Annotated in this window: 22 protein-coding genes; 13 read left to right on the top strand and 9 right to left on the bottom strand. The window is 66.6% G+C overall.

The window, feature by feature from the left end; translation table 11 throughout:
• The first annotated feature begins 199 nt into the window (after nucleotides 1–199).
• The gene (locus QX128_RS17915) at nucleotides 200–1693 is read left to right on the top strand and encodes an amidohydrolase family protein (RefSeq protein WP_410053160.1); all 1494 of its coding nucleotides are present in this window, start codon (nucleotides 200–202) and stop codon (nucleotides 1691–1693) included.
• Nucleotides 1690–2619, top strand: coding sequence for a GTP-binding protein (locus tag QX128_RS17910; protein ID WP_316238116.1), 930 nt, complete (start codon nucleotides 1690–1692; stop codon nucleotides 2617–2619). Before QX128_RS17915 ends, QX128_RS17910 begins: the two co-directional genes overlap by 4 nt.
• A gap of 16 nt (nucleotides 2620–2635) precedes the next feature.
• Here the strand turns inward: QX128_RS17910 and QX128_RS17905 are convergent, their stop codons facing one another.
• Both QX128_RS17905 and QX128_RS17900 read right to left on the bottom strand, forming a co-directional pair.
• A complete protein-coding gene (locus tag QX128_RS17905; RefSeq protein WP_316238115.1) occupies nucleotides 2636–3772 on the bottom strand; it encodes a GGDEF domain-containing protein in 1137 nt (378 codons plus the stop codon).
• A 93-nt stretch (nucleotides 3773–3865) separates the two neighbouring features.
• Nucleotides 3866–4930 carry a J domain-containing protein gene (locus tag QX128_RS17900; protein ID WP_316238114.1) on the bottom strand — a complete coding sequence of 355 codons (1065 nt, stop codon included), beginning with the start codon at nucleotides 4928–4930 and terminating at the stop codon, nucleotides 3866–3868.
• 129 nt (nucleotides 4931–5059) lie between these two features.
• On the opposite strand from QX128_RS17900, the gene QX128_RS17895 reads away from it, so the two are divergent.
• The 3 genes from QX128_RS17895 to QX128_RS17885 all read left to right on the top strand — a co-directional run bounded on the left by QX128_RS17895 (nucleotide 5060) and on the right by QX128_RS17885 (nucleotide 8835).
• Entirely contained in the window at nucleotides 5060–5227 is a 168-nt protein-coding gene (locus tag QX128_RS17895) for a hypothetical protein (RefSeq protein WP_315804823.1), read from the top strand.
• 183 nt (nucleotides 5228–5410) lie between these two features.
• Complete coding sequence (locus QX128_RS17890; protein WP_316238113.1) at nucleotides 5411–6286, top strand: dihydrodipicolinate synthase family protein; 876 nt, start codon at nucleotides 5411–5413, stop codon at nucleotides 6284–6286.
• 215 nt (nucleotides 6287–6501) lie between these two features.
• The gene (locus QX128_RS17885; RefSeq protein ID WP_316238112.1) at nucleotides 6502–8835 is read left to right on the top strand and encodes a xanthine dehydrogenase family protein molybdopterin-binding subunit; all 2334 of its coding nucleotides are present in this window, start codon (nucleotides 6502–6504) and stop codon (nucleotides 8833–8835) included.
• Nucleotides 8836–8921: 86 nt separating this feature from the next.
• On the opposite strand, the gene QX128_RS17880 is transcribed toward QX128_RS17885, so the two are convergent.
• The 4 genes from QX128_RS17880 to QX128_RS17865 all read right to left on the bottom strand — a co-directional run bounded on the left by QX128_RS17880 (nucleotide 8922) and on the right by QX128_RS17865 (nucleotide 13280).
• Complete coding sequence (locus tag QX128_RS17880) at nucleotides 8922–10007, bottom strand: hypothetical protein (RefSeq protein ID WP_316238111.1); 1086 nt, start codon at nucleotides 10005–10007, stop codon at nucleotides 8922–8924.
• Nucleotides 10008–10015: 8 nt separating this feature from the next.
• The gene (locus tag QX128_RS17875; RefSeq protein ID WP_316238110.1) at nucleotides 10016–11188 is read right to left on the bottom strand and encodes a tetratricopeptide repeat protein; all 1173 of its coding nucleotides are present in this window, start codon (nucleotides 11186–11188) and stop codon (nucleotides 10016–10018) included.
• A 72-nt stretch (nucleotides 11189–11260) separates the two neighbouring features.
• Complete coding sequence (locus QX128_RS17870; RefSeq protein WP_316238109.1) at nucleotides 11261–12640, bottom strand: sensor histidine kinase; 1380 nt, start codon at nucleotides 12638–12640, stop codon at nucleotides 11261–11263.
• Nucleotides 12615–13280, bottom strand: coding sequence for a response regulator transcription factor (locus tag QX128_RS17865; RefSeq protein WP_315713962.1), 666 nt, complete (start codon nucleotides 13278–13280; stop codon nucleotides 12615–12617). The genes QX128_RS17870 and QX128_RS17865 overlap by 26 nt, the downstream gene beginning before the upstream one ends.
• A gap of 118 nt (nucleotides 13281–13398) precedes the next feature.
• Between QX128_RS17865 and QX128_RS17860 the strand changes: the two genes are divergently transcribed.
• From QX128_RS17860 to QX128_RS17835, 6 genes are all read left to right on the top strand, one after another.
• Entirely contained in the window at nucleotides 13399–14178 is a 780-nt protein-coding gene (locus tag QX128_RS17860; protein ID WP_315796993.1) for an ABC transporter ATP-binding protein, read from the top strand.
• Nucleotides 14179–14195: 17 nt separating this feature from the next.
• On the top strand, nucleotides 14196–15062 hold the full coding sequence (locus QX128_RS17855; protein ID WP_316238108.1) for an ABC transporter permease: 867 nt from the start codon (nucleotides 14196–14198) through the stop codon (nucleotides 15060–15062).
• 40 nt (nucleotides 15063–15102) lie between these two features.
• On the top strand, nucleotides 15103–16119 hold the full coding sequence (locus QX128_RS17850) for an ABC transporter substrate-binding protein (protein ID WP_316238107.1): 1017 nt from the start codon (nucleotides 15103–15105) through the stop codon (nucleotides 16117–16119).
• Nucleotides 16120–16409: 290 nt separating this feature from the next.
• Nucleotides 16410–17021 carry a LemA family protein gene (locus QX128_RS17845; RefSeq protein ID WP_315804832.1) on the top strand — a complete coding sequence of 204 codons (612 nt, stop codon included), beginning with the start codon at nucleotides 16410–16412 and terminating at the stop codon, nucleotides 17019–17021.
• 15 nt (nucleotides 17022–17036) lie between these two features.
• Nucleotides 17037–17933 carry a YgcG family protein gene (locus QX128_RS17840; RefSeq protein ID WP_316238106.1) on the top strand — a complete coding sequence of 299 codons (897 nt, stop codon included), beginning with the start codon at nucleotides 17037–17039 and terminating at the stop codon, nucleotides 17931–17933.
• A 17-nt stretch (nucleotides 17934–17950) separates the two neighbouring features.
• Nucleotides 17951–18448, top strand: a complete 498-nt coding sequence (locus QX128_RS17835; RefSeq protein ID WP_315804834.1) for a TPM domain-containing protein — start codon at nucleotides 17951–17953, stop codon at nucleotides 18446–18448.
• A gap of 241 nt (nucleotides 18449–18689) precedes the next feature.
• Here QX128_RS17835 and QX128_RS17830 read toward each other — a convergent pair whose 3' ends face one another.
• Entirely contained in the window at nucleotides 18690–19673 is a 984-nt protein-coding gene (locus QX128_RS17830; RefSeq protein WP_316238105.1) for a YafY family protein, read from the bottom strand.
• A gap of 87 nt (nucleotides 19674–19760) precedes the next feature.
• Between QX128_RS17830 and QX128_RS17825 the strand changes: the two genes are divergently transcribed.
• Nucleotides 19761–20405, top strand: coding sequence for a glutathione S-transferase family protein (locus QX128_RS17825; RefSeq protein ID WP_316177406.1), 645 nt, complete (start codon nucleotides 19761–19763; stop codon nucleotides 20403–20405).
• Between the two features lie 117 nt (nucleotides 20406–20522).
• Here the strand turns inward: QX128_RS17825 and QX128_RS17820 are convergent, their stop codons facing one another.
• Both QX128_RS17820 and QX128_RS17815 read right to left on the bottom strand, forming a co-directional pair.
• On the bottom strand, nucleotides 20523–21383 hold the full coding sequence (locus QX128_RS17820) for a right-handed parallel beta-helix repeat-containing protein (RefSeq protein ID WP_316177407.1): 861 nt from the start codon (nucleotides 21381–21383) through the stop codon (nucleotides 20523–20525).
• 115 nt (nucleotides 21384–21498) lie between these two features.
• The gene (locus QX128_RS17815) at nucleotides 21499–21942 is read right to left on the bottom strand and encodes a hypothetical protein (protein ID WP_316177408.1); all 444 of its coding nucleotides are present in this window, start codon (nucleotides 21940–21942) and stop codon (nucleotides 21499–21501) included.
• A gap of 995 nt (nucleotides 21943–22937) precedes the next feature.
• Between QX128_RS17815 and QX128_RS17810 the strand changes: the two genes are divergently transcribed.
• A complete protein-coding gene (locus tag QX128_RS17810) occupies nucleotides 22938–24908 on the top strand; it encodes a hypothetical protein (protein WP_316238104.1) in 1971 nt (656 codons plus the stop codon).
• The last annotated feature ends 23 nt before the right edge of the window (nucleotides 24909–24931 follow it).

Genomic DNA, 24931 nt, shown 5'->3' with positions numbered 1-24931 from the left:
ACGGCGGATGCCGAGAGGTCGTTTTTCGCAATCCTGACCGATCGCTTGCGCAAGGGGAAGAGCGGGGGCGGCAGGTCGACGAACTGATAAGTGCGCCACGCATGGCTCGGAGAGAATCGATCTCTCCCGCCGCGTTCTCATCGTCGCGCATCTGTGTTAGGGCTTTCAGCAGTTCCACTTCGCGAGCCCAGCTGATTTCATGCCTCACTACGATCTGATCATTCGCGGCGGTCGCGTGCTCGACCCGGAAACGAAGCTCGACGCCACGGCCGATGTCGCCATCACGGATGGCGCGATCGTTGCCGTGGGCGATGTCGGCGGGGCTGCCGATCAGGTGGTCGATGCGGCCGGCCTTGCCGTCGTGCCCGGCTTCATCGATCTGCACGCCCATGGCCAGTCGCTGCCGGCGGACCGCATGCAGGCGTTCGACGGCGTCACCACGACGCTCGAGCTCGAAATCGGCGTGATGCCGGTGGCGCGCTGGTATGACGAGCAGGCGGCGATCGGCCGCCTCCTGAATTACGGCGCAGCGTCGGGCTGGGTGTTCGCGCGCATCGCGACGATGACGACGCAGCAGACCGCGTCCAACATCGCCGGCATGGGCGAGGCGATGCGCGACAAGCGCTGGGTCGAGGAGGTCGCGACCGCGGCCGAGACTGCCGAGATCGTCGAGCGCACGCGACAGGGTCTGGAGCAGGGCGGTCTCGGCATCGCCTTCCCGAATGCGTACGCGCCAGGCACCGGCATGAAGGAGCTGTCGGAGCTGTGCAGCCTCGCGGCCAAGCACGACGTGCCGACCTATACGCACATCGCCTACATGTCGAATGTCGATCCGCGCAGCTCGGTCGATGCCTACACGCGACTGATCGGGCTGGCCGGCTCGACCGGCGCCCACATGCACATCTGCCATTTCAACAGCACCAGCCTGCAGGATGTCGAGCGCTGCGCCGAGCTGGTGCAGACCGCGCAGAAGCAGGGCCTGAAGGTCACGACCGAAGCCTATCCTTACGGCACCGGCTCGACCGTGGTCGGCGCCGGCTTCTTCGCCGATCCCGCCTTCTGCCAGCGCATGGGCACCGGCTATGACGCGATCGAGATGGTGGCCGAGCGCCACCGGCTCGGCAGCCGCGACGAATTGCTCGCGCGGCAGCAGGACGATCCCGGCGCATTGGTGCTGATCCATTTCCTCGATGTCGCCGTCAACCAGCGCCACCGCGACCTGCTCGACGTCTCCGTGCTGTTTCCGGGCGGCGCCATCGCTTCCGATGCAATGCCGTGGATCCTGTCCAACGGCACCGACTACACCGGCGACGCCTGGCCGCTGCCGGATGACGCGGTGTCGCATCCGCGCTCATCGGCGACGTTCACCAAATTCCTGCGCGAATGGGTGCTGGACCGCAAGGCAGTGCCGCTGATGGAGGGCCTCGCCAAGTGCACGCTGATTCCGGCCCGGATCCTGGAACCGTCGACGCCCGCGATGCGCAAGAAGGGACGGCTGCAGGCCGGCTGCGACGCCGACATCGCGGTGCTCGATCTCGTGGGCCTGCGTGACCGCGCCGACTTCCTCAACATGAACCGGCCGTCCGAGGGCGTGAGGCATCTGCTTGTCAATGGCCGCGCGGTCATCGCCAATGGCGAGCTCGTTCGCGACGTCAGGCCGGGACAGGCCGTGCGCCGTCCGGTCCTGTCATGAACGTCCCGGTCCTGCTGGTTGCCGGCTCGCTCGGCGCCGGCAAGACGACCCTGCTCAATCATCTGCTCGCCAATCCGGGCGGGCGGCGCATCGCCGCCGTTGTCAACGACTTCGGCGCGGTCGACATCGACGCGCAACTGCTCGGCACCGTCACCGAAGGCGTGATCAGCCTCAAGAACGGCTGCATCTGCTGCTCGCTGCAGGGCGACCTGCTGCGCACGCTGTCCTCCGTCATCAAGCGCGATCCGGCACCCGATGCGATCGTGATCGAAACATCGGGCATCTCCGATCCCGCCGAGATCATCCGCAGCCTGATGGATCCCGTGATCTTCAGGGTCGCGCCGCTGGAGACCGTGGTCACGCTGGTCGATCCGCAGCGGCTGCGCGATGATCCCGGGATCGAGCAGGACGCGCTGTGGCGCTCGCAACTGCGCGCCGCCGATTTCGTGCTGCTGACCAAGGCCGATCTGCTCGACCGCGCCGCGCTCGATGCGGTCCGCGGCGTCGTCGGCGGCATCAAGCCGCAATCGGCGATCTTCGAGATATCGCATGGCGTCGTCGCGCCGGACCTGCTGTTCAGCCGCGACATTCGCGCGCCGCGAGAGCTACCCAAGCAGGTGCCGACGATGTCGCAACCTTTCGCAACCCTCACCTGGACCTCCCGTGCTCCGCTGTCGCTGGCCCGCTTCCAGCAGGTGATCGGAAAGCTCGCGCCGCGCACCCTGCGCATCAAGGGCATCCTGCTGTTCACCGACCATCCGGGACAGCCGATCCTGTTTCAGTCGGTGGCGACGCGTGGCACCTTGGCGCCGTCGCCGGTGTCGCCCGCCGATGGCCTCACGGCGCAGCTCGTGCTGATCGGACGCGAAGGTGAGCTCGACGCCGGGGAGATCGACGCGCTGCTGCACGAGGTGATCGTCGCCTGAGATCGAAGGCCGCGCGTCAGCCCGCCTGCCGCAACGCGCCGTCCGCAGCTTCGGCCCAGGTGCAGCAGCCGCCCCCGGCGCGCTTGGCGGCGTAGAGTGCGCTGTCGACCTGGCGCAGAACCTCGTCCATGGACTCGTCCGTGAGCGGCCGGTCGTTCACCAGCAGGCCGGCGCTGGCGCCGATCACCACGGGAATGTCGGACAGCAGGAACGGCATCGACAGCGAGCGGACCGCCTCGCGCGCGAGCGCCAGCGCCTCGTCGCGTCCGTCCGCGCCGCTCGCCACCGGCTTCAGCAGCATGAACTCATCGCCGCCGAAGCGCGCGGCGAGACCGCCCCGGCCGACACAGCTCGACAGCCGGGCTGCGACCTGACGCAGCAGGTCGTCGCCGGCGTGGTGACCGTGGCGGTCGTTGACGGGCTTGAAGCCATCGAGATCGATGGCAACGATCGCGACAGTCCCGGTCGTGCGTTCAAGCGCAGCCAGGAAGGCCGCCCGGTTGGGCAGGTCGGTCAGGAAATCATGGTTGGCCTGGCGGGCCAGCGCGTGCTTGGCCTCGAGCCGCTCGATGAACGCGGTGCTGAGATGGCGCGAGGCTTCGCGGATCGAGAACCAGAACAGCACCAGCAGGACGGCCCCGAGCTGATAGGGCAGCTCGGGGCGCATCAACCCGGCGACGAGCGTCGGGGCGAGCAGCACGGCGGTTGTCGTCAGCACGACCCACGGGCGGATCGCCGCGCGCGACACCATGCCGACGCAATAGGACATCGACAGGCCGAAGGCGATCCATGCGCCCGGGGCATCGTTGAGCTGGAACGCGCGGAAGGTGAGAGCTCCGAGCGCAAGGCCGAAGGCGGCGGCGCCCGCGGCGTAGACCTTCTCCCAGAGGATCACGTCGCGATCGGACAGGCGTCCCGCATATTGTTTGTAGCGCAGCAGGCTGACCACGCGACCGATGGCGTTGACGATGATCGCGAATGAGATCGCGATGTAGCCGGGATCGCCGTGCAGGACCGCAAGCGTGACCGAGCCGGTGATGGCGGCCGCGTTGATCGACATGACCTGCGGCAGAGACGTGTACAGCAGATCGACGAGCTCGCGCCGGATCGCCGGGTTCGGATGGATGAATCTGGAAAGCAGCCCATGTCCCATGGGACCACCATGGGACACCTTTCCTAACAGTTGATGGGCGCGAACGATTCGCGCGACGAAGGTTCGGAGTTACCTTAAATCTTCGTCAATCGCTCAGGGGGCGCGGCTGGGGTCGCTGGTTGGATAGACCGGCGTCGCCGTCGACATCCGCGAGGGCATCGGCGCCGCCGCCGCCACTTTCGGCGATTCTGCCTTCGGCGTTTCCGCCTTGATGTCGGATTTGGGCGGATCGAGCTTCAGCGGCCGCAGCGGCTGACGCTTCGCCATCGCGTCGAGCACGGCGCGGTTCGTCTTCTCGATGCGCTTTGCGGCCGCGACGTCGGCAAAGGCGCGGTCGAATTTGCGCATGCGATAGAACACGATGCCGCGGTCGATATAGGCCTCATGGTAGCGGGGATCGAGCTGGATCGCCGCGTCGAGATCGGCCAGCGCCGCCGCGAAATCGCCTTTCTGGAACGCGGCCATGCCACGATCGTGATGGGCCTGGGCCTCGTTCGAGGCCGTACCCCCGGCGAGCATGGCATCTGCTCCGCATGGTGCGGTGGCGCCTGCCGCACAGGGCGCGCGATCCTGCTCGGCCGAATAGACCACGTCGACCTTGCTGGCCCGCAGCGGCAGTGGCTCGGTGGACGCCGCGTTGTTGCTGCCCGATGCGTTTCCGACCGTTGTGCCGGCAGCCGCCTCGTTGCCTGCGGCCGCGTCGACGGCCGTCGCCGCATCGGTGGGGCCATCGATCGGCTTGGCGGGAACCTCGTTCGGCTTCACCTTGTTGGTGGCAACCACGATCGGCTCGAGCGGCGCGACGGACGCCGAGGACATGTGCGTGAACAGCAGGTAGCCCGTCAGCGCCAAGGCGGACGCCCCGGCCAGCGCCATCACGCCGGACGCGACCGTGTGAACCCTGGCGACGACCGCGAGCTTGGAATCCTGCCGATGCTCGTCCTGCGCGGCTCCGAGCAGCCGGTCATAGGCCGTGCGCTGCTCCTTGTCGCCGAGAATGTCGTTGGCGCGGATGATCTGTCGAAACCGCAGCGCGGCGTCCGGATCGCCGGGATTGACGTCGGGGTGGCTCTCTTTGACCGCTTTGCGGAAGGCCGCCCGGATATCGTCAGCGTCATCGTCCGGAAGAGCTCCGAGTAAATCGTAAAGCGTCTTCATCGCCGTTCTCGCTGCAGGCTTCCCTCGTCTCCGATCGAAATTCCTACGGCGAATTTACGCTGGAGCACTCGTACTAACTGTTTCCGCTTGGCATGATGGTTGGTCAATCCGGCGGAAAAATGACTGAAAATGGCGAAGTTCGTAGCCATTTTTGCCGTGTTTGACGCCACCGCGTTCGCCCTTCCTCGTCATGGTGCGCGCAATCGCAGATTGAATCGCTGCTTTCTCATCGCCTCTGCCGCCGGACCTTCCTCCATGGTGAAGAAGAAGTTTGAAGCTGGGTTTAACGCGAACTGATCGGCAGGTCAGTTGTGAGCGACAACATGCGATTGCTGCAGCAGTGTGACACCGTTGCACCCGCCCGCGCGAGCCAGGTTCCGCCCGGACGGACGCGTCGCTGGAAGCACTCAGTGCCGAGGGGGCTGCCCGCGATCATGCGGATGCTTGCGGAGGCGGCGGCCCGGCCGCTATACCCGCCGCATGACTGAATTTCATGGTGTCTTCCCCTACCTGGCCTCGCCGATCGGCGCGGATGGCACGATCCGGACGGAGGTGCTGGGGCGGCTGTGCGATGATCTCATCCATGCCGGCGTGCACGGCCTGACGCCGCTCGGCTCGACCGGCGAGTTCGCCTATCTCGACCGCGCGCAGCGCATGACCGTCGTGGAGACAACCATCGAGGCCGCCCAGGGCCGCGTTCCCGTGATCGCAGGCGTGGCCTCGACTGCGATCGCTGACGCGGTGGCGCAGGCCAAGGCTTACCAGAAGCGCGGCGCAACCGGCATCCTGGCCGTGCTCGAAGCCTACTTCCCGGTCAACGACGCCGGTATCAAGGCGTATTTCCGGGCGATTGCCGATGCCGTCGACATTCCCGTCGTCATCTACACCAATCCCCAGTTCCAGCGCTCCGACCTGTCGCTCGACGTCATCGCTGATCTCGCCGAGCATCCGCGCATCAACTACATCAAGGACGCGTCCACCAACACCGGCCGGCTGTTGTCGATCATCAATCGCTGCGGCGACGCCATCAAGGTGTTCGCGGCGTCCTCGCACATTCCGGCGGCGGTGATGCTGATCGGCGGCAAGGGCTGGATGGCCGGGCCGGCTTGCATCATTCCGCGCCAGAGCGTCGAACTCTACAATCTCTGCAGGGCGTCGCGCTGGGACGATGCGATGCTGCTGCAGAAGAAGCTGTGGCGCGTCAACGAGGCCTTCGCCCGCTTCAACCTCGCGGCCTGCATCAAGGCCGGCCTGTCGATCCAGGGGTACGACGTCGGCGATCCCGTGCCGCCGCAGGCCCCGCTCTCGCCCGAGCAGCGCAAGGTCGTCGAAGAGGTGCTGCGCAGCCTGGCGTGACGCTGGTCTGGCTTGACCCGGCCATCCATCCCAAACGGAGACGGGACTGTGGATGCCCGGGCCTTCGCTGGGCCGAAGCGTTTCGGCTGCGCAGGCGGGCCAAGCCCGGGCATGACAGTGCGGTATGACGCACCAGCACAATCATGGCTTGGCCAGCGGAACATCGATCCGCTAAAACCCCATGCAATTACATTGAACTGACCAAGGATTCCCGAATGAACATTCTTCCCAACAATATGCGGTTTGGTGCGGGGCAGCCCGTCAAGCGTCTGGAGGACCAGCGGCTGCTGACCGGGAAGGGGCAGTTCATCGACGACAAGGCGGAGGACGGCGCGCTGTGGCTCTACGTGCTGCGCTCCCCGCATGCGCATGCCAGGATCCTGTCGATCGACACCGCCGCCGCCCGCGAGATCGCGGGCGTGCAGGCGATCTACACCGGTGCGGACCTCGTCGCCGACGATGTCGGCACCATTCCGACATTGGCGATCTTCAAGCGTCCCGACGGCAAGCCGATGACGGTGCCGCCGCGCCGCCTGCTCGCCCATGAGGTCGTCCGCTTCACCGGCGAGGCGGTCGCGGCCGTGGTCGCGGCGTCGCGCACGATCGCGCAGGAAGCGGCGGAAGCGATCGCCGTCGACTACGAGGTGCTGCCGGCGGTGACCGATCCGGTGAAGGCGCTCGAGCCGGGTGCGCCCGTCGTCTGGGCCGAGGCGCCGGACAATATCGTTGCCGCGATGAGCTATGGCGATGCCGCCAAGGTGGAAGAGGCCTTCTCCAGCGCCGCGCACAAGGTGTCGCTCGACATTGCCAGCCAGCGCCTGGTGCCCTCGGCGATGGAGCCGCGCTCGACCATTGCCGAGATCGAGAAGAAGACCGGCCGGCTGCTGCTGTACGTGCAGTCGCAGACGCCGGCCTCGACCCGTGACGTGCTGGCGGAAGCCGTGCTGAAGCGGCCGAAGGAAAGTGTGCGCGTGCTGGTCGGCGACATCGGCGGCGGCTTCGGCCAGAAGACCAACCTCTATCCTGAGGACGGCATCGTCGCCTATGCCGCGACCAAGCTCGGCAAGAAGATCCGCTGGCGCGCCGAGCGCACCGACGAGTTCGTCGGCGGCACGCATGGCCGCGACCTCACCTCGACCGCCGAGTTCGCTTTGGACGCCAAGGGCAAGGTGCTGGCCTATCGCGTGCGCTCGATCGGCGCCACCGGCGCCTATTCATCGGGTGCGGCCAACATCATTCCGCTGGTGCTCGGGCCGTTCGTGCAGACCGGTGTCTATGACCTGCCGCTGGTGCATTTCGAGGTGAAGACCGTGATGACGCATACCGCGCCGGTCGGTGCCTATCGTGGCGCCGGGCGTCCCGAGGCGGTGTTCATCGTGGAGCGCCTGTTCGACGCGGCCGCGCGCCAGATCGGAATCGATCCGCGCGCGATCCGCAAGGCCAACTACATCAAGCCGGCGCAACTGCCCTACACCAACGCCGTCGGCCAGGTCTATGATTCCGGCGCCTTCGCCCACATGCTGGAGCGCGCGTCCAAGCTTGCGGACTGGGACGGCTTCAATGCGCGCAAGCGCGAAGCGAAGAAGCGCGGCATGCTCTACGGCCGCGGCCTCACCAGCTACATCGAATGGACCGGCGGCCGCGCCCACACCGAGAAGGTGTCGCTGCACGCGACCTCCGAGGGCCGCGTCATCCTGCACTCCGGCACCATGGCGATGGGGCAGGGATTGCAGACCACCTACACCCAGATGATCTCCGACACGCTCGGCATCCCGCTCGACAAGATCGACGTGGTGCAGGGCGACACCGATCTCGCCACCGGCTTCGGCAGCGTCGGCTCGCGCTCGCTGTTCGTCGGCGGCACCGCGGTGGCGGTGTCCTCCAACGATCTCATCAGCAAGGCGCGCGAGAAGGCGTCGAACCTCTTGGAGACCGCGGTCGAGGACATCGAGTATCGCGACGGCGTCCTCACCGTCGTCGGCACCGACCGCCGCATCAGCCTGTTCGAGATCGCGCAGAAGGAGCAGGGCGCCAAGCTGTCGGTCGACAGCGAGGGCGAGGTCGACGGTCCGAGCTGGCCGAACGGCACCCATATCTGCGAGGTCGAGATCGATCCGGAGACCGGCATCAGCCGTGTCGTGCGCTACACCACCGTCGACGACGTCGGCGTTGCCGTCAATCCGATGCTGGTGGCCGGCCAGATCCATGGCGGCGTCGCCCAGGGCATCGGCCAGGCGCTGTACGAGAACGTCGCCTACGATGCCGACGGCCAGCTCCTGACCGCGACCTATCAGGACTACTGCATTCCGCGCGCCGACGACGTGCCGCCGATCGTCGTCACGCTCGATGATTCCGCGCCCTGCAAGACCAACCCGCTGGGCGCCAAGGGCTGCGGCGAATCCGGCGCCATCGGCGGCCCGCCCTGCGTCACCAATGGCGTGATGGACGCGCTGTTCGAACTCGGCATCACCAATTTGCAGACGCCGCTGACGCCTGAGAAGGTGTGGGCGGCGATCCGGGACGCGAAGGCAAGGAAGGCTGCGGCGTAAGCATAACTTCACTTCTCAGACCGCCGCATCCGTCTGCCGCTTGCCGGCATTGAGGATGCGGCGGTCAGGCCACCGCAGACGAGATGCTACCCGCGGATGGCGATGCCGCGGCCACATGCACTGTTGATGAAGCAGGCGCGCAGCGCGTCGTCGAGCTGGTCGGACCGTTTGCCGTTCAGAGCGAGGTCCGGAAAGCCATGACCCCGCAGGTAGACCTGCATCTGCAGGATCGCGCGATTGCCGCCCAGCGCGACGATGGTTTCGAGGTCCTGCCTGGCATCCGGCTCTCGTCCGGTGCGGGTGAGGATCAAGGCGCGCTGCACGAACATGTTGACGAGGTCGGGTCGGGCCGGGCCGGGAAGCACCCGCTGTCCGGGCGGACCGAGAACCTTGTTCAGGTCGGCAAGCGCTGCGCTGTCGTCTCCCAGCCCGGCCAGTATCGTCGCCCGCATCTGCAGCGCCTGGAGATCAGACCCCGCCGCGAGGATCGCATCGAGATCCTCCTTGGCGCCAGCCGCCTTGCCGGTCTGCAGCCTGATCTCGGCGCGTGTCATGCGGCTTCGCCGATCGTCGGGCTCGATTGCGATGGCCCGATCGAGATCCGCCTCCGACTGCTCCGGCCGGCCGCTTCGGTTTGCAAGGATGGCCCGGATCCAGAGCGCATCGACCGATGGCGGGTCGCGGACGAGGGCGTCGGTGGCCAACTGAAGCGCGGCCTGATCGTCCTGACCGATGAGGATGAAGGCCATGGTCGCCAGCGCGTCGGCATTCTCAGGGGCGGCCTGCAGCGCCGCCTTCACGTCGCGCGTGGCCTCGGTCAGCTGGGCGGGTATCCTTAGGCGGGCGCGGAGCAGCAGCGCCGGCACGTTGCCGGGCTGCTCGGTAATGGCGGTATCAAGCTCGGCGATCGCCTGCGGCAGCCTGGCGATCTCGGTGAGCTGACGCGCGCGAACGACGCGCTGCTGCGAACGGACATCCGCCGGCAGTGTTGCTGAAACTTCCGGCGGATCACATTCGCCGCGGGCTCTCGCCGGATAGGGCAGCTTGCATGTTCCGAAGCCGAAGGAGCGGATCGGGCCCGCCGTTCCAAGCATGTCTTCGGCGAGAGAGGGCGTGCCCAGCAGCCCGGCGATCAGGATGAGCGGGATGGCGGAGCGAATGCGGGATGTCATCGGAGGACTCACTTGCAGAGCTTGTCGAGCATGCAGGCGCGGATCGCGTCCTTGAAGTCGGGCGTCAGTTCGTCAGGCGCCTGGTTCGAGCGCCAATAGCCGGCGGTGCGCAGCGCCAGAACGGTCCGCTTGAGCACCGACTCTTCGATGCTCACGGCCAGCACCATGTCGTCGAACGCGAGATCGGTCTCGTCGAGTTCCCGATGCATCAGTGCACGCATGCGGAACGCCTCGCCGGATGGCGGATCAATCGCCGCGGCACGATCGAATTCGGCGATCGCCTCGCGGAATTGCTGACGCTTGGCGTGGATGAGCCCGAGGTCGAAGAAGGTCTCATATTGCTCCGACCCGAGCGATTTGGCTTCCTGCAGGTCGGCAAACGCCTCCTGCTCTCGTCCGGGTCTGTAGGTGAGCAAGTGGCCCCGTGCCGTGAGCGACAGGGGAATCCGTCGATAGGTTACGGCAGCGTTCAAGTCCTGCTCTGCACGGTCAAACTGGCCGACTGTCCAGTAAATGCGCGCGCGGTTCTTCAGAGCGACGATGTAGAAGTCGAGCCGGTTACCATAGCCGTCGAAATAGGGCTGCAGATTGATCTCGTCGGGACCGAGCGCAACCAGCGCGTCAGCGGTCTTCAGCGCTTCGTCGAAGCGGCGCAAACGCTGATGACTGTCGCTGCTGAGCAGCAGCGCATACTGGTTTCTCGGCGCGATCGCCAAGGCCATGTCATAATAGCGGATCGCGGAGCGGTCGTCGCCGGCGTCTGCATAGGAGGCGGCGACGCGCCAGATCGCATTCGGATTGGACGGATTGAGCGTCAGGACCTTCTCGATGAGTGAGTGGCTCAGTGTGAGATCGCCGAGACGGGACGCCGTCGTCGCGCGGGACAGCAGCAGTTCTTCATCGGTCGGCATCAGCGCGATGGCTGCATCGTAATCCTTCGCTGCAAAGTCCCACCGCTTCGTGTGATAGTAGCCCGAGCCTCGAACCGAGAGGGCGCGGCCACGCTCGGCCGAGGATGTGTTGGGCTCGGCAAGGATTCGGGAGCAGGCCGCAATGACGATCTCGGGGGAGGTCCTGAGCAGGGACTTCGCGCATTCGCCGTTCTGATCCGCGGCGGTTGCCGGTGCGGTGCATGAGAGACTGGCCGCTGCAACAATTCCTAGAACGGCAAGCCGTACCATGGTGGTTCCCCTGATGCTGGGAACGACATACCGTTGATTTCAGAACGGGCGTGTAATGAAACAACTAAAGGTTTAGCCATGGGGCTGGGGTGGTAGTTCCAGGATCACGCTGAAGTCGCCCGCGCTGCCCGCAAACCGCAGGTTTCCGCCGTGGGCCTCCGCGACGTCCTTGGCGATCGCAAGCCCAAGCCCCGATCCATGCGAGCCGTCGCCCTTCTGAAACGGCGCCAGCAGTCCGGTCTGCGCCTCCTCGGCGATCCCCGGCCCATCATCCCAGACGACGATCGCGACATGCGCCGCCGTTCGCTCCACCCTCACCATCAGCCGCGTCCTTGCGCCATGCGCCAGCGCGTTGTGGATGAGGTTGGCAAGCGCCTCGCGCAGGCTGATGGCGTCGGCGGCGACCACCGCGTTCTCCTCCGACGCCACGAAGCTGACCGAGACCTCCCGATCCAGCGTCAGCGGCACGCTTTGCGACAGCACCGATTTCGCCAGCGCATTGATATCGGTCGCCGCGAAGCGCGGCGCCTGGGCGCGGTGCTGGATCATGGCGTGATCGAGCAACTGGCTGGTGAGACGGGCGAGGTCGGCGATGCGGCCGCGCAGCCGGTCGAGCGCCTTCGGGTCCTTGGTGTGATCGCTCAGCAGCTCGACCTCGGCGTCGATGGCCGCGAGCGGCGTGCGCAGCTGGTGCGTGGCGTCGGCGATGAAGCGCTGCATCAGCGCGATGCGCTCGGCGAGGCGCTGCATGAAGCCGTCGATGGCGCCGACCAGCGCGCGCACCTCGCGCGGCGGCGTGATCGCGATCGGGCTGAGATCATCGGGGCGACGCTTGACGATCTCGGCCTCGATCCGCGTCAGCGGCGCGAACACCAGCCGCAGGCACAGCGCGGTCGCAACCAGCGCCAGCAGGCTCATCGCCGCGATCAGGCCGATCGCCTTCGAGGCAAGATCCCAGGTCAGCGCGTCGCGGGCGCGCAGGGTCTGCGCCAGCACGATCTGGCTCCCGCCATCGCCGGGCGCGCCGTCGAGCTTGCGCGCCACCGCGGCGATGCGCACGGCCTGGTCGCGATAGACGCCGTCGCGCAGCACCACGCCCTCGCGCAGCGCCCTGGCGGGCGCGGTGACGGCGAGGTCGTCATAGCCGGCGATGACGACGCCGCGCGGATCGGTGACGCGATAGAACACGAGGTCATAGGCCGACAATGTCGCGAACGCTGCCGCCGGCGGATCCAGCGTCACGACGCCGCCCTGCATGTAGATGTTCTCGGCGATCTGCACGGCGCCGCCCGCGAGCAGCTTGTCATAGGCGTCGCGCGCGGCGGTCGCGGCATATTGCCAAGCGGCGAGGCTGAGCACGACGGCGCCCACGGCCAGGATCGCGCCGATCGCGATCAGCAGCCGCGCGCGCAGCGACGCCCTGAGGTCACGAAGCGTGGAGCTGATAGCCAAGGCCGCGCTCGGTCTTGATTTCGACTGACGTCGCCGCCAGCTTGCGCCTGAGACGTGCGACGAACTGCTCGACCGCGTTCGGGCTCGGGTCCTGGTCGAAGCTGAAGAGCTGCTCGACCAGCTCCTCCTTGGCGACGTAGCGTCCGGGGCGTGCGGCGAGGATTTCCAGCACGGTCAGCTCGCGCCGCGTCAGGTCCAGCGGTTGGCCGGCGACGCTGGCGGTGCGCCCGGCGCGGTCGATCACCAGCGGCCCGAGGGTCAGCAGATTGTCGGACTGGCCAGCCGCACGCCGGAGCAGCGCACGGGCACGCGCTTCGAGCTCGCGATAGTCGAACGGCTTGATCAGGTAGTCGTCGGCGCCGAGGTCGAGCGCCCCGATCCGGTCGTCGACTGCCGAGCGCGCCGTCAGCACGAGCACCGGCGTGCGCAGGCCGCGCTTGCGCAGATGCTTGAGCACGGCAAAGCCGTCCATGTTCGGCAGCATCACGTCGAGCACGATCAGGTCATAGGTCTGCACCTCGATCAGCTCGCTCGCGGTGCGGCCGTCCTTCTCCCAGTCGACGGCATAGCCGATCCGCTCGAACCGGCTGGTCACGGCGGCGCCGATCTCAGGCGTGTCTTCCACCAGCAGGATGCGCAAGGTCTTCGTCTCAGTCCCGGAGTCAGGTTCGCGTCAGTCTCCTCCTCTATCACTTCGAATAAGGGCGCCGAAGTGCACCAGGCGAAATTTCGCACTGCAATATAGAGGAGGGAGGACGATGACCGTCCATCAATCGCCGTCTCAGTTCGAGCCGCTGCTCTCGGTCGAGGGCGTGACGCTCCAGTACAAGACGCCGGACACCCTGGTCACGGCGACCTACCGCGTCGATTTCAAGGTCTTCGACTCCGACCGCTTCGTGCTGCTCGGCCCCTCCGGCTGCGGCAAATCCACGCTTCTCAAGGCGATCGGCGGCTATCTGAAGCCGACCGAGGGCCGCATCCGGCTCAAGGGCCACGACGTCAGCGAGCCCGGCCCGGACCGCATGATGGTGTTCCAGGAATTCGACCAGCTGCTGCCGTGGAAGACCGTGCGCGAGAACGTCGTATTCGCGCTGACCGCCAGCGGCCGGCTCGGCACGGCCGAGGCCAACGAGCGGGCGAAGTCCTATATCGACAAGGTCGGTCTCACCAAGTTCATCGACTCCTATCCGCACATGCTCTCCGGCGGCATGAAGCAGCGTGTCGCGATCGCCAGGGGCATGGCGATGGAGCCCGACGTGCTCTTGATGGACGAGCCGTTCGCCGCCTTGGACGCGCTGACCCGGCGCAAGATGCAGGATGAGCTGCTGCAGCTCTGGCAGGACACCCGCTTCACCGTGCTGTTCGTGACGCATTCGATCGAGGAGGCGATCAAGATCGGCTCCCGCATCCTGCTGCTGTCGCCGCATCCCGGCCGCGTCCGCGCCGAGCTCAACAGCGTGCCGCCGGGCACGATGGGCTCGCCGGAACAGGTCGCGCTCGAAGGGCGCATCAACGACATGCTGTTCGGCCATCACTAGAGACGAGGAGAGCATCCATGAGCGAGACGCTGGCGCTGCGCCCGGAGATCGTCAATGCAGACACGCCCCTCGGCGACGTCAAGGTCGAGGCGAGCCTGTCCTGGCTGGAGCGCGCCTACCGCATCGGTGCGGTCCGCAAGGCCATCATCCTGGTGGCGCTCGCCGCGCTGTGGCAGGCCTATGGCCTGTGGCTCGGCAATCCCCTGTTGTTTCCGACCTTCACCGACACGCTCTCAGCCTTCTTCGAGAACATCGGCAACGGTATCATCCCGGCGCGCACCCTGGTGTCGCTGGAGACGCTGCTGATCGGCTACGGCATCGGCATCGCGCTGGCGGCCGTGCTGACCACGATCGCGATCGGCTCGCGGATCGGCGCCGACATGCTGGAGGCGCTGACCTCGATGTTCAACCCGCTGCCGGCGATCGCATTGCTGCCGCTGGCGCTGATCTGGTTCGGCCTCGGCAAGGGCAGCATCATCTTCGTGCTGGTGCATTCGGTGCTGTGGGCGATCGCGCTCAACACCCATTCCGGCTTCCGCTCGGTGTCGAACACCTTGCGCATGGTCGGCCTGAACTACGGCCTGCGCGGGCTGAAGCTGGTGCGCTTCATCCTGATCCCCGCGGCCTTTCCGGCCATCCTCACCGGCCTGAAGGTCGGCTGGGCCTTCGCTTGGCGCACCCTGATCGCGGCCGAGCTGGTGTTCGGCGTGTCCTCCGGCTCGGGCGGGCTCGGCTGGTTCATCTTCGAGAACCGCAACCAGCTGGAGACGGCGAACGTGTTCGCCGGCCTGTTCACCGTGATCTTCATCGGTCTCGTCGTCGAGAACGTCGTGTTCGCCACCATCGAGCGCAAGACGGTGCGGCGCTGGGGCATGCAGCACTGATTTTCAAGTTATAAGCACAACAACAAGGAAGGAGACGACCATGTCCTGGAGCAAATCATTCACGGCCGCCGCGCTCGGCCTCGCCGCGCTGCTCGGCGCCACCGGTGCCTCGCAGGCCGAGGTCAAGGAGATCAGGCTCTCCAAGGGCTACGGCATCCTCTATCTGCCGCTGATCGTGATGGAGGATCAGAAGCTGATGGAGAAGCAGGCCGAGAAGGCCGGGCTCGGCCCGTTCAAGGTGAACTGGCAGATGCTCGACGGCGGCAACATCATCAACGACGCGATGATGGCCGGCTCGCTCGACATCGCCGGCACCGGCGCGCCCGGCTTCATCACCTTGTGGGCCAAGGCCAAGGGCATTCCGGCGGTGGAGGTGGTCGGCGTCAGCGGCCTCAGCTCCACCTCGCTGTGGATGAACACCAACAATCCCGAGATCAAGTCGCTGAAGGATTTCAAGCCGAGCGACAAGATCGCCCTGCCAGGCATCAAGACCTCGCTGTCGGCGGTCATGCTGCAGATGATGGCGGCGCAGGAGTTCGGCAAGGAGAACTACGCCAAGCTCGATCCCATGACCGTCGGCCTGCCGCACCCGGAGGCGCTGGCGGCGCTGACCTCGGGCAAGACCGAGATCACGGCGCATTTCACCTCGCCGCCGTTCTCCTACATCGAGCTGAAGGATCCGAAGATCCGCCGCGTTGCCAATTCCGCCGATGTGCTCGGACGGATGACGATGGACGTGGTGTTCGCGCCCAAGCGCTTCGTCGACGCCAATCCCAGGGTCGTGCAGGCGTTCCTCGACGCGCTCGACGAGGCCTGCACGCTGATCGCCAACGACAAGGCTGCCGCGGCCGAGATCTATGCCCGCACCGCCAAGGTGAAGACCACCAAGGAGGACGTGCTGGAGATGCTGCAGGACAAGGACACCTGGTTCTCCGCGACGCCCGAGGGCGTGCTGAAGATCGCCGAGTTCATGCACGGCGTCGGCTCGATCAAGGTCAAGCCGGCGAGCTGGCAGGACATGTTCGTGACCCAGCTGCGCGACCGCAAGGGCAGTTGAGCGCAGGCGCCTATGGTGTCGTCCGGGGCGTGCGGATGCCCCGGAATGACGGAGTGTGTGGTTGGCGCAGGGCCCATCAGCCAGCCGCGAGTCCCGCCGCAAAGACGACAGCGCCTCTCTCCACCGGTCATTCCGCGCGAATGACCCGCATCCGCGGCAGACTCGGAACCTCCCTGAACCGACGCACCGGCCGCCGCGACCCATGTCCAGCGGCCGGCTGCCGTCATTGCGCCGTCGCCAAAGCTGTGCTGTGTGAAGGCGGTACAACCGGATGAAGAGGGGGACGCGCGATGCGGAGATTGCTGACCGTGCTGGCGGCGCTGATGACGCTGAGCCTGACCAATTGCGGCTACAACGCCATCCAGACCAATGACGAGCAGGTCAAGGCGGCCTGGTCGGAGGTCGTCAACCAGTATCAGCGCCGCGCCGACCTCGTGCCCAACCTGGTCAACAGCGTGAAGGGCTTTGCCCAGCAGGAGAAGGACGTGCTGCTCGGCGTCACCAACGCCCGCGCCAAGGTCGGCAGCGTGCAGGCCACGCCCGACGTCGTCAACGATCCCGCCGCGCTGCAGAAGTTCCAGGCGGCGCAGAGCGAGCTGACCTCCGCGCTGTCGCGGCTGCTGGTCGTCACCGAGAACTACCCGCAGCTCAAATCGGACGCGCTGTTCCGCGACCTGATGTCCCAGCTCGAAGGCACCGAGAACCGCATCACGGTGGCGCGCAACCGCTACATCAAGGCGGTGCAGGAGTACAACGTCGGCATCCGCACCTTCCCGAACAACCTGACCGCCATGGTGTTCGGCTACAAGGAGAAGGCCAACTTCACCGTCGAGAACGAGCGCGAGATCTCGGTCGCGCCGAAGGTCGATTTCAACGCGCCGTCGCCTGCGCCGTCGAAATAGCCGGAGCAGGGAATCGTGCGCGCGCTGCCGGTCATCAAGGCGCTGCTTGCGACGCTGTTCGTCTGCCTCGCGACGATCGTGCTGGCGGACGTGGCGGTGCCGCAGCTCACCGGCCGCGTCGTCGACCAGACCGCCACGCTGTCCTCCTCGGACATCGCAGGCCTCACGCAGAAGCTGAAGGACCTGGAAACCCGCAAGGGCAGCCAGGTCGCGGTGCTGATCGTGCCGACGACGCAGCCGGAGACCATCGAGCAGTTTTCGCTCCGCGTCGCCGAGACCTGGAAGATCGGGCGCAAGAAGGTCGATGACGGCGCGCTGCTGGTGATCGCCAAGAACGACCGCAAGCTGCGCATCGAGGTCGGCTACGGCCTCGAAGGCAGCCTCACCGACGTCACCGCGCGCCGCATCATCGACGAGGTCATCACGCCGAGATTTCGCAGCGGCGATTTCGCCGGCGGCATCGACGCCGGGGTCGACCGCATCATCGGCGTGATCAATGGCGAGAGTCTGCCGGTGCCGCAGCCGCAGGCCTCGCATGGCGACGATTTGGACTTCGACTCCATCAGCTCGTTCGCGCCGGTGGCGCTGTTCGGCGCGCTGGTGATCGGCGGCTTCCTGCGGACGCTGCTCGGCCGCCTGATCGGCTCGCTGGCGACCGGCGGCGCCATGGGCGTGCTCGCCTGGCTGATGGTGGGATCGGTTGGGCTGGCGGCCCTGTCGGCGATCGCCGGCTTCGTCATCGCCTTCGTTGCCGACGCCTTCGGCGCGATGACGCCGGGCAGCGGCCGCCGCGGCGGCTGGTCGAGCGGCTCGTCGTCGTCAGGCTGGAGCAGCGGCAGCTCGAGCGACAGCGGCAGCTTCTCCGGTGGCGGCGGCAGTTTCGGCGGCGGCGGCGCCTCGGGCAGTTGGTGAGGAGGGGGCGCGCGACCATGGGCATCAGGCGGATCGGCCGGCATCTCCTGCAGCATCACTGGCAGCTCAGGCGCATCTTCACGCCGGCTGTGCTGGCCCGCATCGAGCAGGCGATCAAGGACGGCGAGCGCACCCATGCCGGCCAGCTCCGCTTCGTCGTCGAGGGCGCGCTCGACGGCCGGCCGCTGTGGCGCGACCAGCCGCCGCGCGAGCGCGCGCTCGACGTGTTCTCGCAATTGCGCATCTGGGACACCGCTGATAACAACGGCGTCCTGATCTACCTGCTCCTGGCCGACCGCGACGTCGAGATCATCGCCGACCGCGGTATCCACGATCGCGTCGGCGCGGAAGGCTGGGAGACGATCTGCCGGGCGATGGAGGCGCAGTTCCGCGCGGGGCGTTTCGAACAGGGCGTGATCGAGGGCGTCGCCGCAGTGTCGCGCGAGCTCGCCAAGCACTATCCGCCGCATGCCGGCGAGACGAACGAACTGCCCGACGCGCCGGTGGTGATGTAGTCCACCTCAGTTCCCACGCTCTTGCTCACGCCAGATGCGCGTCAGAAATCGCATGCTCTCACCACGTCATTCCGGGGCGCGCGGCACGCGCGAGCCGGGAATCCATAGCCACGAAACATCGTGGGGCGCGAGATCGCCGTGGCGCTCATCTTCGTCCCATCACCGTTCGGGATTATGGATTCCGGGCTCGTCGCTGCGCGCCGCCCCGGAATGACAAGCGGACAGAGTCTTTGTCGGCAACTCACACCTTCGTCTCAGCCGCGCCGTAGCGCTTCGTCATCGCCTGCGCCAGCTCGGTCATCTTCGCGCGCAGCTCTGGCGGATCGATCACCTCGGCCTCCGGGCCGAACCGCAGCAGCTCGCCCGCGGCGTGCCACAGCGTCGTCCCCGTCGGGATCGTCGCGATGCGCCAGCCGTCCGCATCTGCTTCGTCGGCGAGGCGGGTGCGGGCACGTACGTAAGGCTGGCTCCACACCTCCAGCAGCCGCACGCCGAGCGGCGACAGCCGCACCGTGGCCGTCTTCGGATGCAGCTCCGCCTCCAGCCGCTCCGTCGCGACGCGCCAATAGGCGGCGAGATCGAAATCGGCGGGCCGGGCGAAGCTGTCCGCGGTCACGCGGCAGTCGAGAATGCGCGCGACCCGGTAGGTGCGCACGCTGCCCTCGACCTGCCCGGCGAGATACCAATTGCCGCCCTTCAGCACGAGGCCGAGCGGCGCGACGTGGCGGCGCTTCTCGGCGCGCCAGGTCTGATAGCGGACGTCGACCATGACGTCGCGGAGCAGGGCGTCGGCAATGACGCGCAGATGCGGCGGCTCCTCGGACTCGCCGAACCAGCCAGGCGCGTCGAGATGGAACCGCGCCTGCATGCGGCCGGCATTGGCGCGCAGGCTCTGCGGCAGCGCCGCCACCAGCTTGGTCTGCGCCGCGCTCATCGCGTCGTCGAGCCCGAGGGCTGCGGCGGGGCCGGGCAGGCCCGCCATGAACAGCGCATCGGTCTCGGCCGGGGACAGCCCGTTCAGCCGCACGCGATAGCCGTCGAGCAGGCGGAACCCGCCTTCGGCGCCGCGCTCGGCATAGACGGGGATCCCCGCCGCGGCGAGCGCGTCGATGTCGCGGTAGATCGTGCGCACCGAGACCTCGCAGGCGCCTGCGAGTTCGGGCGCCGTGACCTGTCCCTTGGCCTGCAAGGTGGTGAGGATGGAGAGCAGCCGGCTCGCGCGCATGACGTTGTTTAAACATACCTGACACGCCTTGTCAGGTATGGTGTGCGACAAGCCCGCCACCGCAGCCGGCAATGGGAGGAGACCATCATGACCGCCGACAACAAGATCACGCTGTATTACTCGCCGCAGACTCGCGCCGCGGGCGCGCGCATCCTGCTCGAGGAGCTGGGCGCGCCCTACGATCTGCATGTCCTCAATATGAAGGCGGGCGAGCAGCGCAAGCCGGAATTCCTGGCCGTCAATCCGCTCGGCAAGGTGCCGACGATCGGACATCGCGGCCAGATCGTGACCGAGCAGGTCGCGATCTTCATCTATCTCGCCGATCTGTTTCCGCAGGCGGGGCTGACGCCGGCGCTCGACGATCCCATGCGCGGACCTTATCTGCGCTGGATCGCGTATTACGGCGCGTCGTTCGAGCCCGCCGTGATCGACCATTTCATGAAGCGCGAGCCCGCGCCGGTCACGCAGTCGCCCTATGCCGATTACGACACGATGCTGGGGGCGCTGGAGCAGCAGCTCGCCAAGGGGCCGTATCTGCTCGGCGAGCGCATGACCGCCGCCGACGTGCTGTGGGGTGTCGCCTTCAACTGGACCATGATGTTCGGCGTGGTGCCGCGCAAGGACGTGTTCGTGCGCTACGCCGAGCGCATCACCCAGCGTCCGGCGTTCCAGCGCGTCACCGCTGCGGATGCCGAGATGGCGGCCCAGCACGCGGCCGCCGCCGGCGTCTGAGCGCCGGCATCGATACAATCGAGCGAGGTCCCGCCGGCGACGGGACCTCGCTGATGTGATTGCACGTTGTCCGCCAGGCGCGGGTCGCCAGATGTCGGGCTTCCCGCGGCGGCGTCGCTAGTTCAGGCTGATCCCCGTGAGCGGCGTGCCGTCGACGCCGTTGTTGCTGATCGCGTTGTTCTTGAAGGACGAGACGGAGCCGCCGCCGGTCTGGACGACGCCGTTGGAATTGCCCTGGATGACGGAATTTCCCAACGTCACGATGGCGCCGCTGCCGCTTGCCAGAACGCCGGTGTTGTTGAACTCGGAGGTCAGCCGATCGAGAAACACCCCCATCCCCGGCTTTCCGGCCGGGACCGTGGCGGATATTCCGGCATTGCCATTTTCGATGGTCCTCGTGTTCGAGACGAGCACGCTGATCGCGCTGCTCGAATTGGCGGTCGAGACCGTGACGCCGAACGCCGACGCCTTGAGCGAGGAGTCCGCGATCACCACCTGTGCCGCACCGGTCGGCGCGACAGAGATTGCGCTTTGCGAGAAGTTCTCGAAGGTACAGTTCTCGATGACGAGCTTTCGGCCGGCGAGGAAATTGACGCCGTTGAGGCCGAGGGTCGTGCCGGCGCCGTTGATGCTCAGATTGCGCAGGATGATGACATCGTTGGCGCCGGCATTCACATTGATGCCGTTGGTCGCCGACGCCAGGACCGAGGCCATGGTCCCCCCGCCGTCGATGGTGATCGACTTGGTGATCGTGACGGCGCCGTAGCCGCCGGGATCGAGCACGTCGATCTCACCGCCGGCGGCGGTCTTCGAGATCGCGCCGGCGAAGGTCTTGCAGGGCGCAGTCCGGCTGCACGGGTTGACGTCGTCGCCGACCCCGGACACCCAGGTCCGCGTCGCCTGCGCGTGCGCGCCCGGCGAGGCCAGGATCAAAAGTGCGACGCACAACAATCCGATCGAAGAAATGAGCTTTCGCATGAGCGCTCCCCTTGAAATGCTGAAAATGAAAAATAACCCGAACACAGAGTATTAGTCTACGAAAGCAACCAGAGCGTTCATCGAAAACAACAAGGCCGGCGGCACAATATACAATCTATGATTGTGTATTGACCAGGGGCGATCTCGACGGTGCGGCACCGTCATCGTTGTTCCGGTCTCTTGGGGGCCATAACATCCTTAGGCTTCGAAAGTGCTCCCCGGCAGGAATTGGTATCCGCGGCATCAGAAAACAGCGGTCTGAAAAGAAGCGCCTCATGTTCCGCGTGGTGCGATCAAGATCTTCTGGATCAATCTGCACGCTCGAGCCCGTGAATCGATCAGTGCTCGTCATTGTGACCTCTACGTCGTAGCTGCCGCCTTCATATTTGCTGTCTGCGTAGAAGCAGAATTCATATTCGTGTTCCGGTCGCAGAAGCGGAATCCCGGTTCGGGGCATTTGGCCGGCGCCGCCGATATGGAAGTTGCCGGGCTCGTCGGCATATCCCACCGGATCATCGGGCCGCACGCCTTTGATGGCCGGCTGACAATCGATGCGCATTGCTCTCTTCGGTTTCTCGTTCCTCGCTCGGCTAACGCTTCCCTCAAGGTTCTGGTGCAGGCCCGTCCTATCAGCCAAGCAGGGAGCCAGCCGTCCGATGTCGAGAACTGGCGTTCAGTTGGCTGACAAGCATGCCTTCCGTCTGTCGATGGCATTGCAAGACTGAATGGCATTGCAAGACTGATAGCATTCGCAAGCCTACAGTCGTCCATCGACCACTGACCCGACGGGCAATTCCCGCATCCCTCTTATGCGCCAACTGCCCGTCGAGCCAGTTTGTCGCACGCTTGCCGGCTTGCAGCGTCGGGCAAATCACGACGATGATCCCGGCCATCCCGCCTGCGATGAAGAGGGACGTTTCGGCCGATCGTCACGAGGCGTAGCAGCGGGGAGCGGTGGCCGTGTCGGACTTGGGGCTTTGCGCAAGCGGGCCGGCGAGCAAGCGCGGTACGGACGGTCAAGTCGTAGGGTCCTGGCATCCCGATGCCGATGTCAAGTTCGCATGCAGGCTTCGCCTCGTGCGGATGACGGTGACCAGAAAGCCCGGCGCACCGGGGAGACTACGAAGCAGCCGTAACGCCATCGCGCAGGGAGGGCCGGGTCGTTCCGGCTGAACCTGTGGTTCCTGCCCCGTGCAATCTTTCCGCACGGGGGCCACGGGTGCCAGTCGGCACCCGGCCTTCCCTGCGCCCTCCGACTGATGCGGAGGGAATGATGGTCAAAGCTCGGGTGCAATCGCGCCGCGAGAGCGGCTCTGTTTGACTCCCCGTCGACCACACTGCGCCGCGTGCCGATCGAGCTTGCTGCCTCCGGACGGGCCGCCCAGAGCTGAATATTCGGGCACCGCCCGCCACATCTGCTCCACTTTGTCGGCGCAAATCCGCCCGGTATGAATCCCTAAAACTCAGGTAAGCCTTGCAAAAGTAAGATTTTGGCAATCAATCGAACGCTAACTAAGGTTACCAAGTGCTCAACGTCATGCGGAGACTCTGAACGTGAGCGACCAAAAGCCCGAACGGGCCAGCCTTGGCGTGGCCGGTACGACTGGCGCGGCCCCTGCGAGCGTCGACCCGGCCCTGACGACATCCGCCTCCCCGGACGCAGTCGATCCGGCCGTGCCCACGATCGCCGCGGTGGCCCCGCCCATGATCGCGCCGGATCACGAAGCGCCGGCGGCTGATCGTCCGGGCATCGACCCCAAGGTGGCAATCGTGGAAGCGGTGACCGCGCCCGAGCCGCAGCTCGACACCAAGGCCGGACCGGTTGCATTGGACGGCGCCACGACCGACGCCAAGTCTGCGCCCAACAGCCCTGGGCTCAACAGCCCAGCGATCAACAGCTCTGCGATCAATACCGGGATGACGGCCGGCACCGAGATCGGAACGATCAAGCCCGAGCAGGCCAAGAGCGAAGTCGTCACGGCCGAGCCGGACAAGATCGAGCCCGCCAAGATCGAGGCGGTGAAGCTGGAGCGCGCCAAGCCCGAGCCTGCGCGGCTCGACCTGGTCAAATCCGACAAGGGCAAGTCCGACAAGGTCAAGCCCGAGCTGACAAAGTCGCAGGCGGCAAGGGGCACGGTGCCGGGCAAGGTCGAAGCCGGAGCGATCCCGAGTGCTGCGAAATCTCCCTCGACGATCCTGGATCTGATCAGGACCGAGCCGGTCAAGTCGGAGCCGATCAAGGCGGCGGCGGCCGGCGAGCTCCTCAAGGTCGAGACGCCGAAGCTGTCGGCGCTCGCGGCCAATGCGCCGAAGGTGGGTCCGATGGCGGCGACCTCGCCGAAGCCGGACGCGCCCATCAAGCCGGATGCGCCGATCAAGCCCGTGACTGCCACCAAGACGGAAGCCGTCGTCCGGCCCGAGCCGGCCGTCAAACCGGAGCCGGCTGCCAAGCCGGAGCCCGTTGCCAAGTCGGCATCCGCAGCCAAGCCAGAGGCGTCCGCGCCGCGTCCGGTCACGCCGGTCCAGGCGGTCGCCGGACCGCTGACCAAGGCTGGTGCTCTTGCCGCCGTCGACAAGGCCGCAGCCTGGGCCAGGGCGAAGTTCAAGACCGAGCCGTTCAAGGTCGATGCGGCGCCCAAGCCGGCGGCCGCCGCGACGGCAGCTCGCGCCGCTGGGGCGTCGTCGCCTCCGCAGGCGCAGACCCTTCCGCATGCCGTGATTCCGCATGCCGTGAACGGGAGGCTCGGCCTTCCGGCCATGGCCGCGATCCTGCTGCTGTCGATGGTCGTCGGCGGCGTTGCCGGTGGTCTGGTCACCGCCAAATTCGTCACGCGCTCCGGCGGTGGTGACGTGGCCGATGCGACCGCCGGCGAGGCTGCGGATTCCACGCTTGGCGCGACGGTGGCGCGGATCGACAATGATGTCGCCGCGCTGAAGGCGAGCCTCGACCAGACCAATCAGACCAGCCTCGTCGAGCTCAACAAGTCCGCCGAGCGTCTCGACCGGCTCGAGAAGATCCTGGGTGACCTGTCGACGAAATCGTCGGCCAAGCCGAGCGAGCTGCAGCGTCTGAGCGAGGCCGTGGACCGGCTGCGCGCCGCGCAGGCGTCCGCGACATCGCAGCAGGCGGCGTCACGTGATAGCGCGGCATCCGTGCCGCAGGCGGTGGGCGCGATCAATGCGGCGGCCCCGCCCGCGGGGGTGGCGAGCCGCCAGGAGGCGAACCGCGCCGAGGCAGCCAGGACCGAGGCAGCAAGGGCAGAGGCGAGCCGGACCGAGCCGGCGCGGGCGGAGGCCGCTGCTCGTCCCGAGCCGAACCGCGCGGACGCCGCCAAGCCCAAGGTCGTCGAGGGCTGGGTGCTGCGCGACGTCGGTCGTGGCGGCGCGCTGATCGAGGGCCGCGGCGGCCTCTACGAGGTCTATGCCGGCGATCCCGTGCCGGGTCTCGGCAAGGTCGACGCGATCCGCAAGCAGGACGGCCGCTGGGTGGTCGTCACCACCAAGGGGCTTGTCGTCTCGCGCTGACCGACCATCTGTTTTTGGAGACG

It is taken from the genome of Bradyrhizobium sp. SZCCHNR1015 (genome assembly GCF_032489875.1).
In the GTDB taxonomy this organism is placed as follows: Bacteria; Pseudomonadota; Alphaproteobacteria; order Rhizobiales; family Xanthobacteraceae; genus Bradyrhizobium.
This window is presented reverse-complemented; position numbering and strand designations above follow the sequence as displayed.

What these genes read in the sequence shown, in the direction of transcription:
- QX128_RS17820 (WP_316177407.1), bottom strand. Translation starts at nt 21,383, where the DNA reads ATGCGAAAGCTCATTTCTTCGATCGGATTGTTGTGCGTCGCACTTTTG.
- QX128_RS17915 (WP_410053160.1), top strand. Translation starts at nt 200, where the DNA reads ATGCCTCACTACGATCTGATCATTCGCGGCGGTCGCGTGCTCGACCCG.
- QX128_RS17850 (WP_316238107.1), top strand. Translation starts at nt 15,103, where the DNA reads ATGTCCTGGAGCAAATCATTCACGGCCGCCGCGCTCGGCCTCGCCGCG.
- QX128_RS17815 (WP_316177408.1), bottom strand. Translation starts at nt 21,942, where the DNA reads ATGCGCATCGATTGTCAGCCGGCCATCAAAGGCGTGCGGCCCGATGAT.
- QX128_RS17880 (WP_316238111.1), bottom strand. Translation starts at nt 10,007, where the DNA reads ATGACATCCCGCATTCGCTCCGCCATCCCGCTCATCCTGATCGCCGGG.
- QX128_RS17895 (WP_315804823.1), top strand. Translation starts at nt 5,060, where the DNA reads ATGGCGAAGTTCGTAGCCATTTTTGCCGTGTTTGACGCCACCGCGTTC.
- QX128_RS17845 (WP_315804832.1), top strand. Translation starts at nt 16,410, where the DNA reads ATGCGGAGATTGCTGACCGTGCTGGCGGCGCTGATGACGCTGAGCCTG.
- QX128_RS17910 (WP_316238116.1), top strand. Translation starts at nt 1,690, where the DNA reads ATGAACGTCCCGGTCCTGCTGGTTGCCGGCTCGCTCGGCGCCGGCAAG.
- QX128_RS17900 (WP_316238114.1), bottom strand. Translation starts at nt 4,930, where the DNA reads ATGAAGACGCTTTACGATTTACTCGGAGCTCTTCCGGACGATGACGCT.
- QX128_RS17885 (WP_316238112.1), top strand. Translation starts at nt 6,502, where the DNA reads ATGAACATTCTTCCCAACAATATGCGGTTTGGTGCGGGGCAGCCCGTC.
- QX128_RS17905 (WP_316238115.1), bottom strand. Translation starts at nt 3,772, where the DNA reads ATGGGACATGGGCTGCTTTCCAGATTCATCCATCCGAACCCGGCGATC.
- QX128_RS17890 (WP_316238113.1), top strand. Translation starts at nt 5,411, where the DNA reads ATGACTGAATTTCATGGTGTCTTCCCCTACCTGGCCTCGCCGATCGGC.
- QX128_RS17825 (WP_316177406.1), top strand. Translation starts at nt 19,761, where the DNA reads ATGACCGCCGACAACAAGATCACGCTGTATTACTCGCCGCAGACTCGC.
- QX128_RS17860 (WP_315796993.1), top strand. Translation starts at nt 13,399, where the DNA reads ATGACCGTCCATCAATCGCCGTCTCAGTTCGAGCCGCTGCTCTCGGTC.
- QX128_RS17830 (WP_316238105.1), bottom strand. Translation starts at nt 19,673, where the DNA reads ATGCGCGCGAGCCGGCTGCTCTCCATCCTCACCACCTTGCAGGCCAAG.
- QX128_RS17875 (WP_316238110.1), bottom strand. Translation starts at nt 11,188, where the DNA reads ATGGTACGGCTTGCCGTTCTAGGAATTGTTGCAGCGGCCAGTCTCTCA.
- QX128_RS17835 (WP_315804834.1), top strand. Translation starts at nt 17,951, where the DNA reads ATGGGCATCAGGCGGATCGGCCGGCATCTCCTGCAGCATCACTGGCAG.
- QX128_RS17855 (WP_316238108.1), top strand. Translation starts at nt 14,196, where the DNA reads ATGAGCGAGACGCTGGCGCTGCGCCCGGAGATCGTCAATGCAGACACG.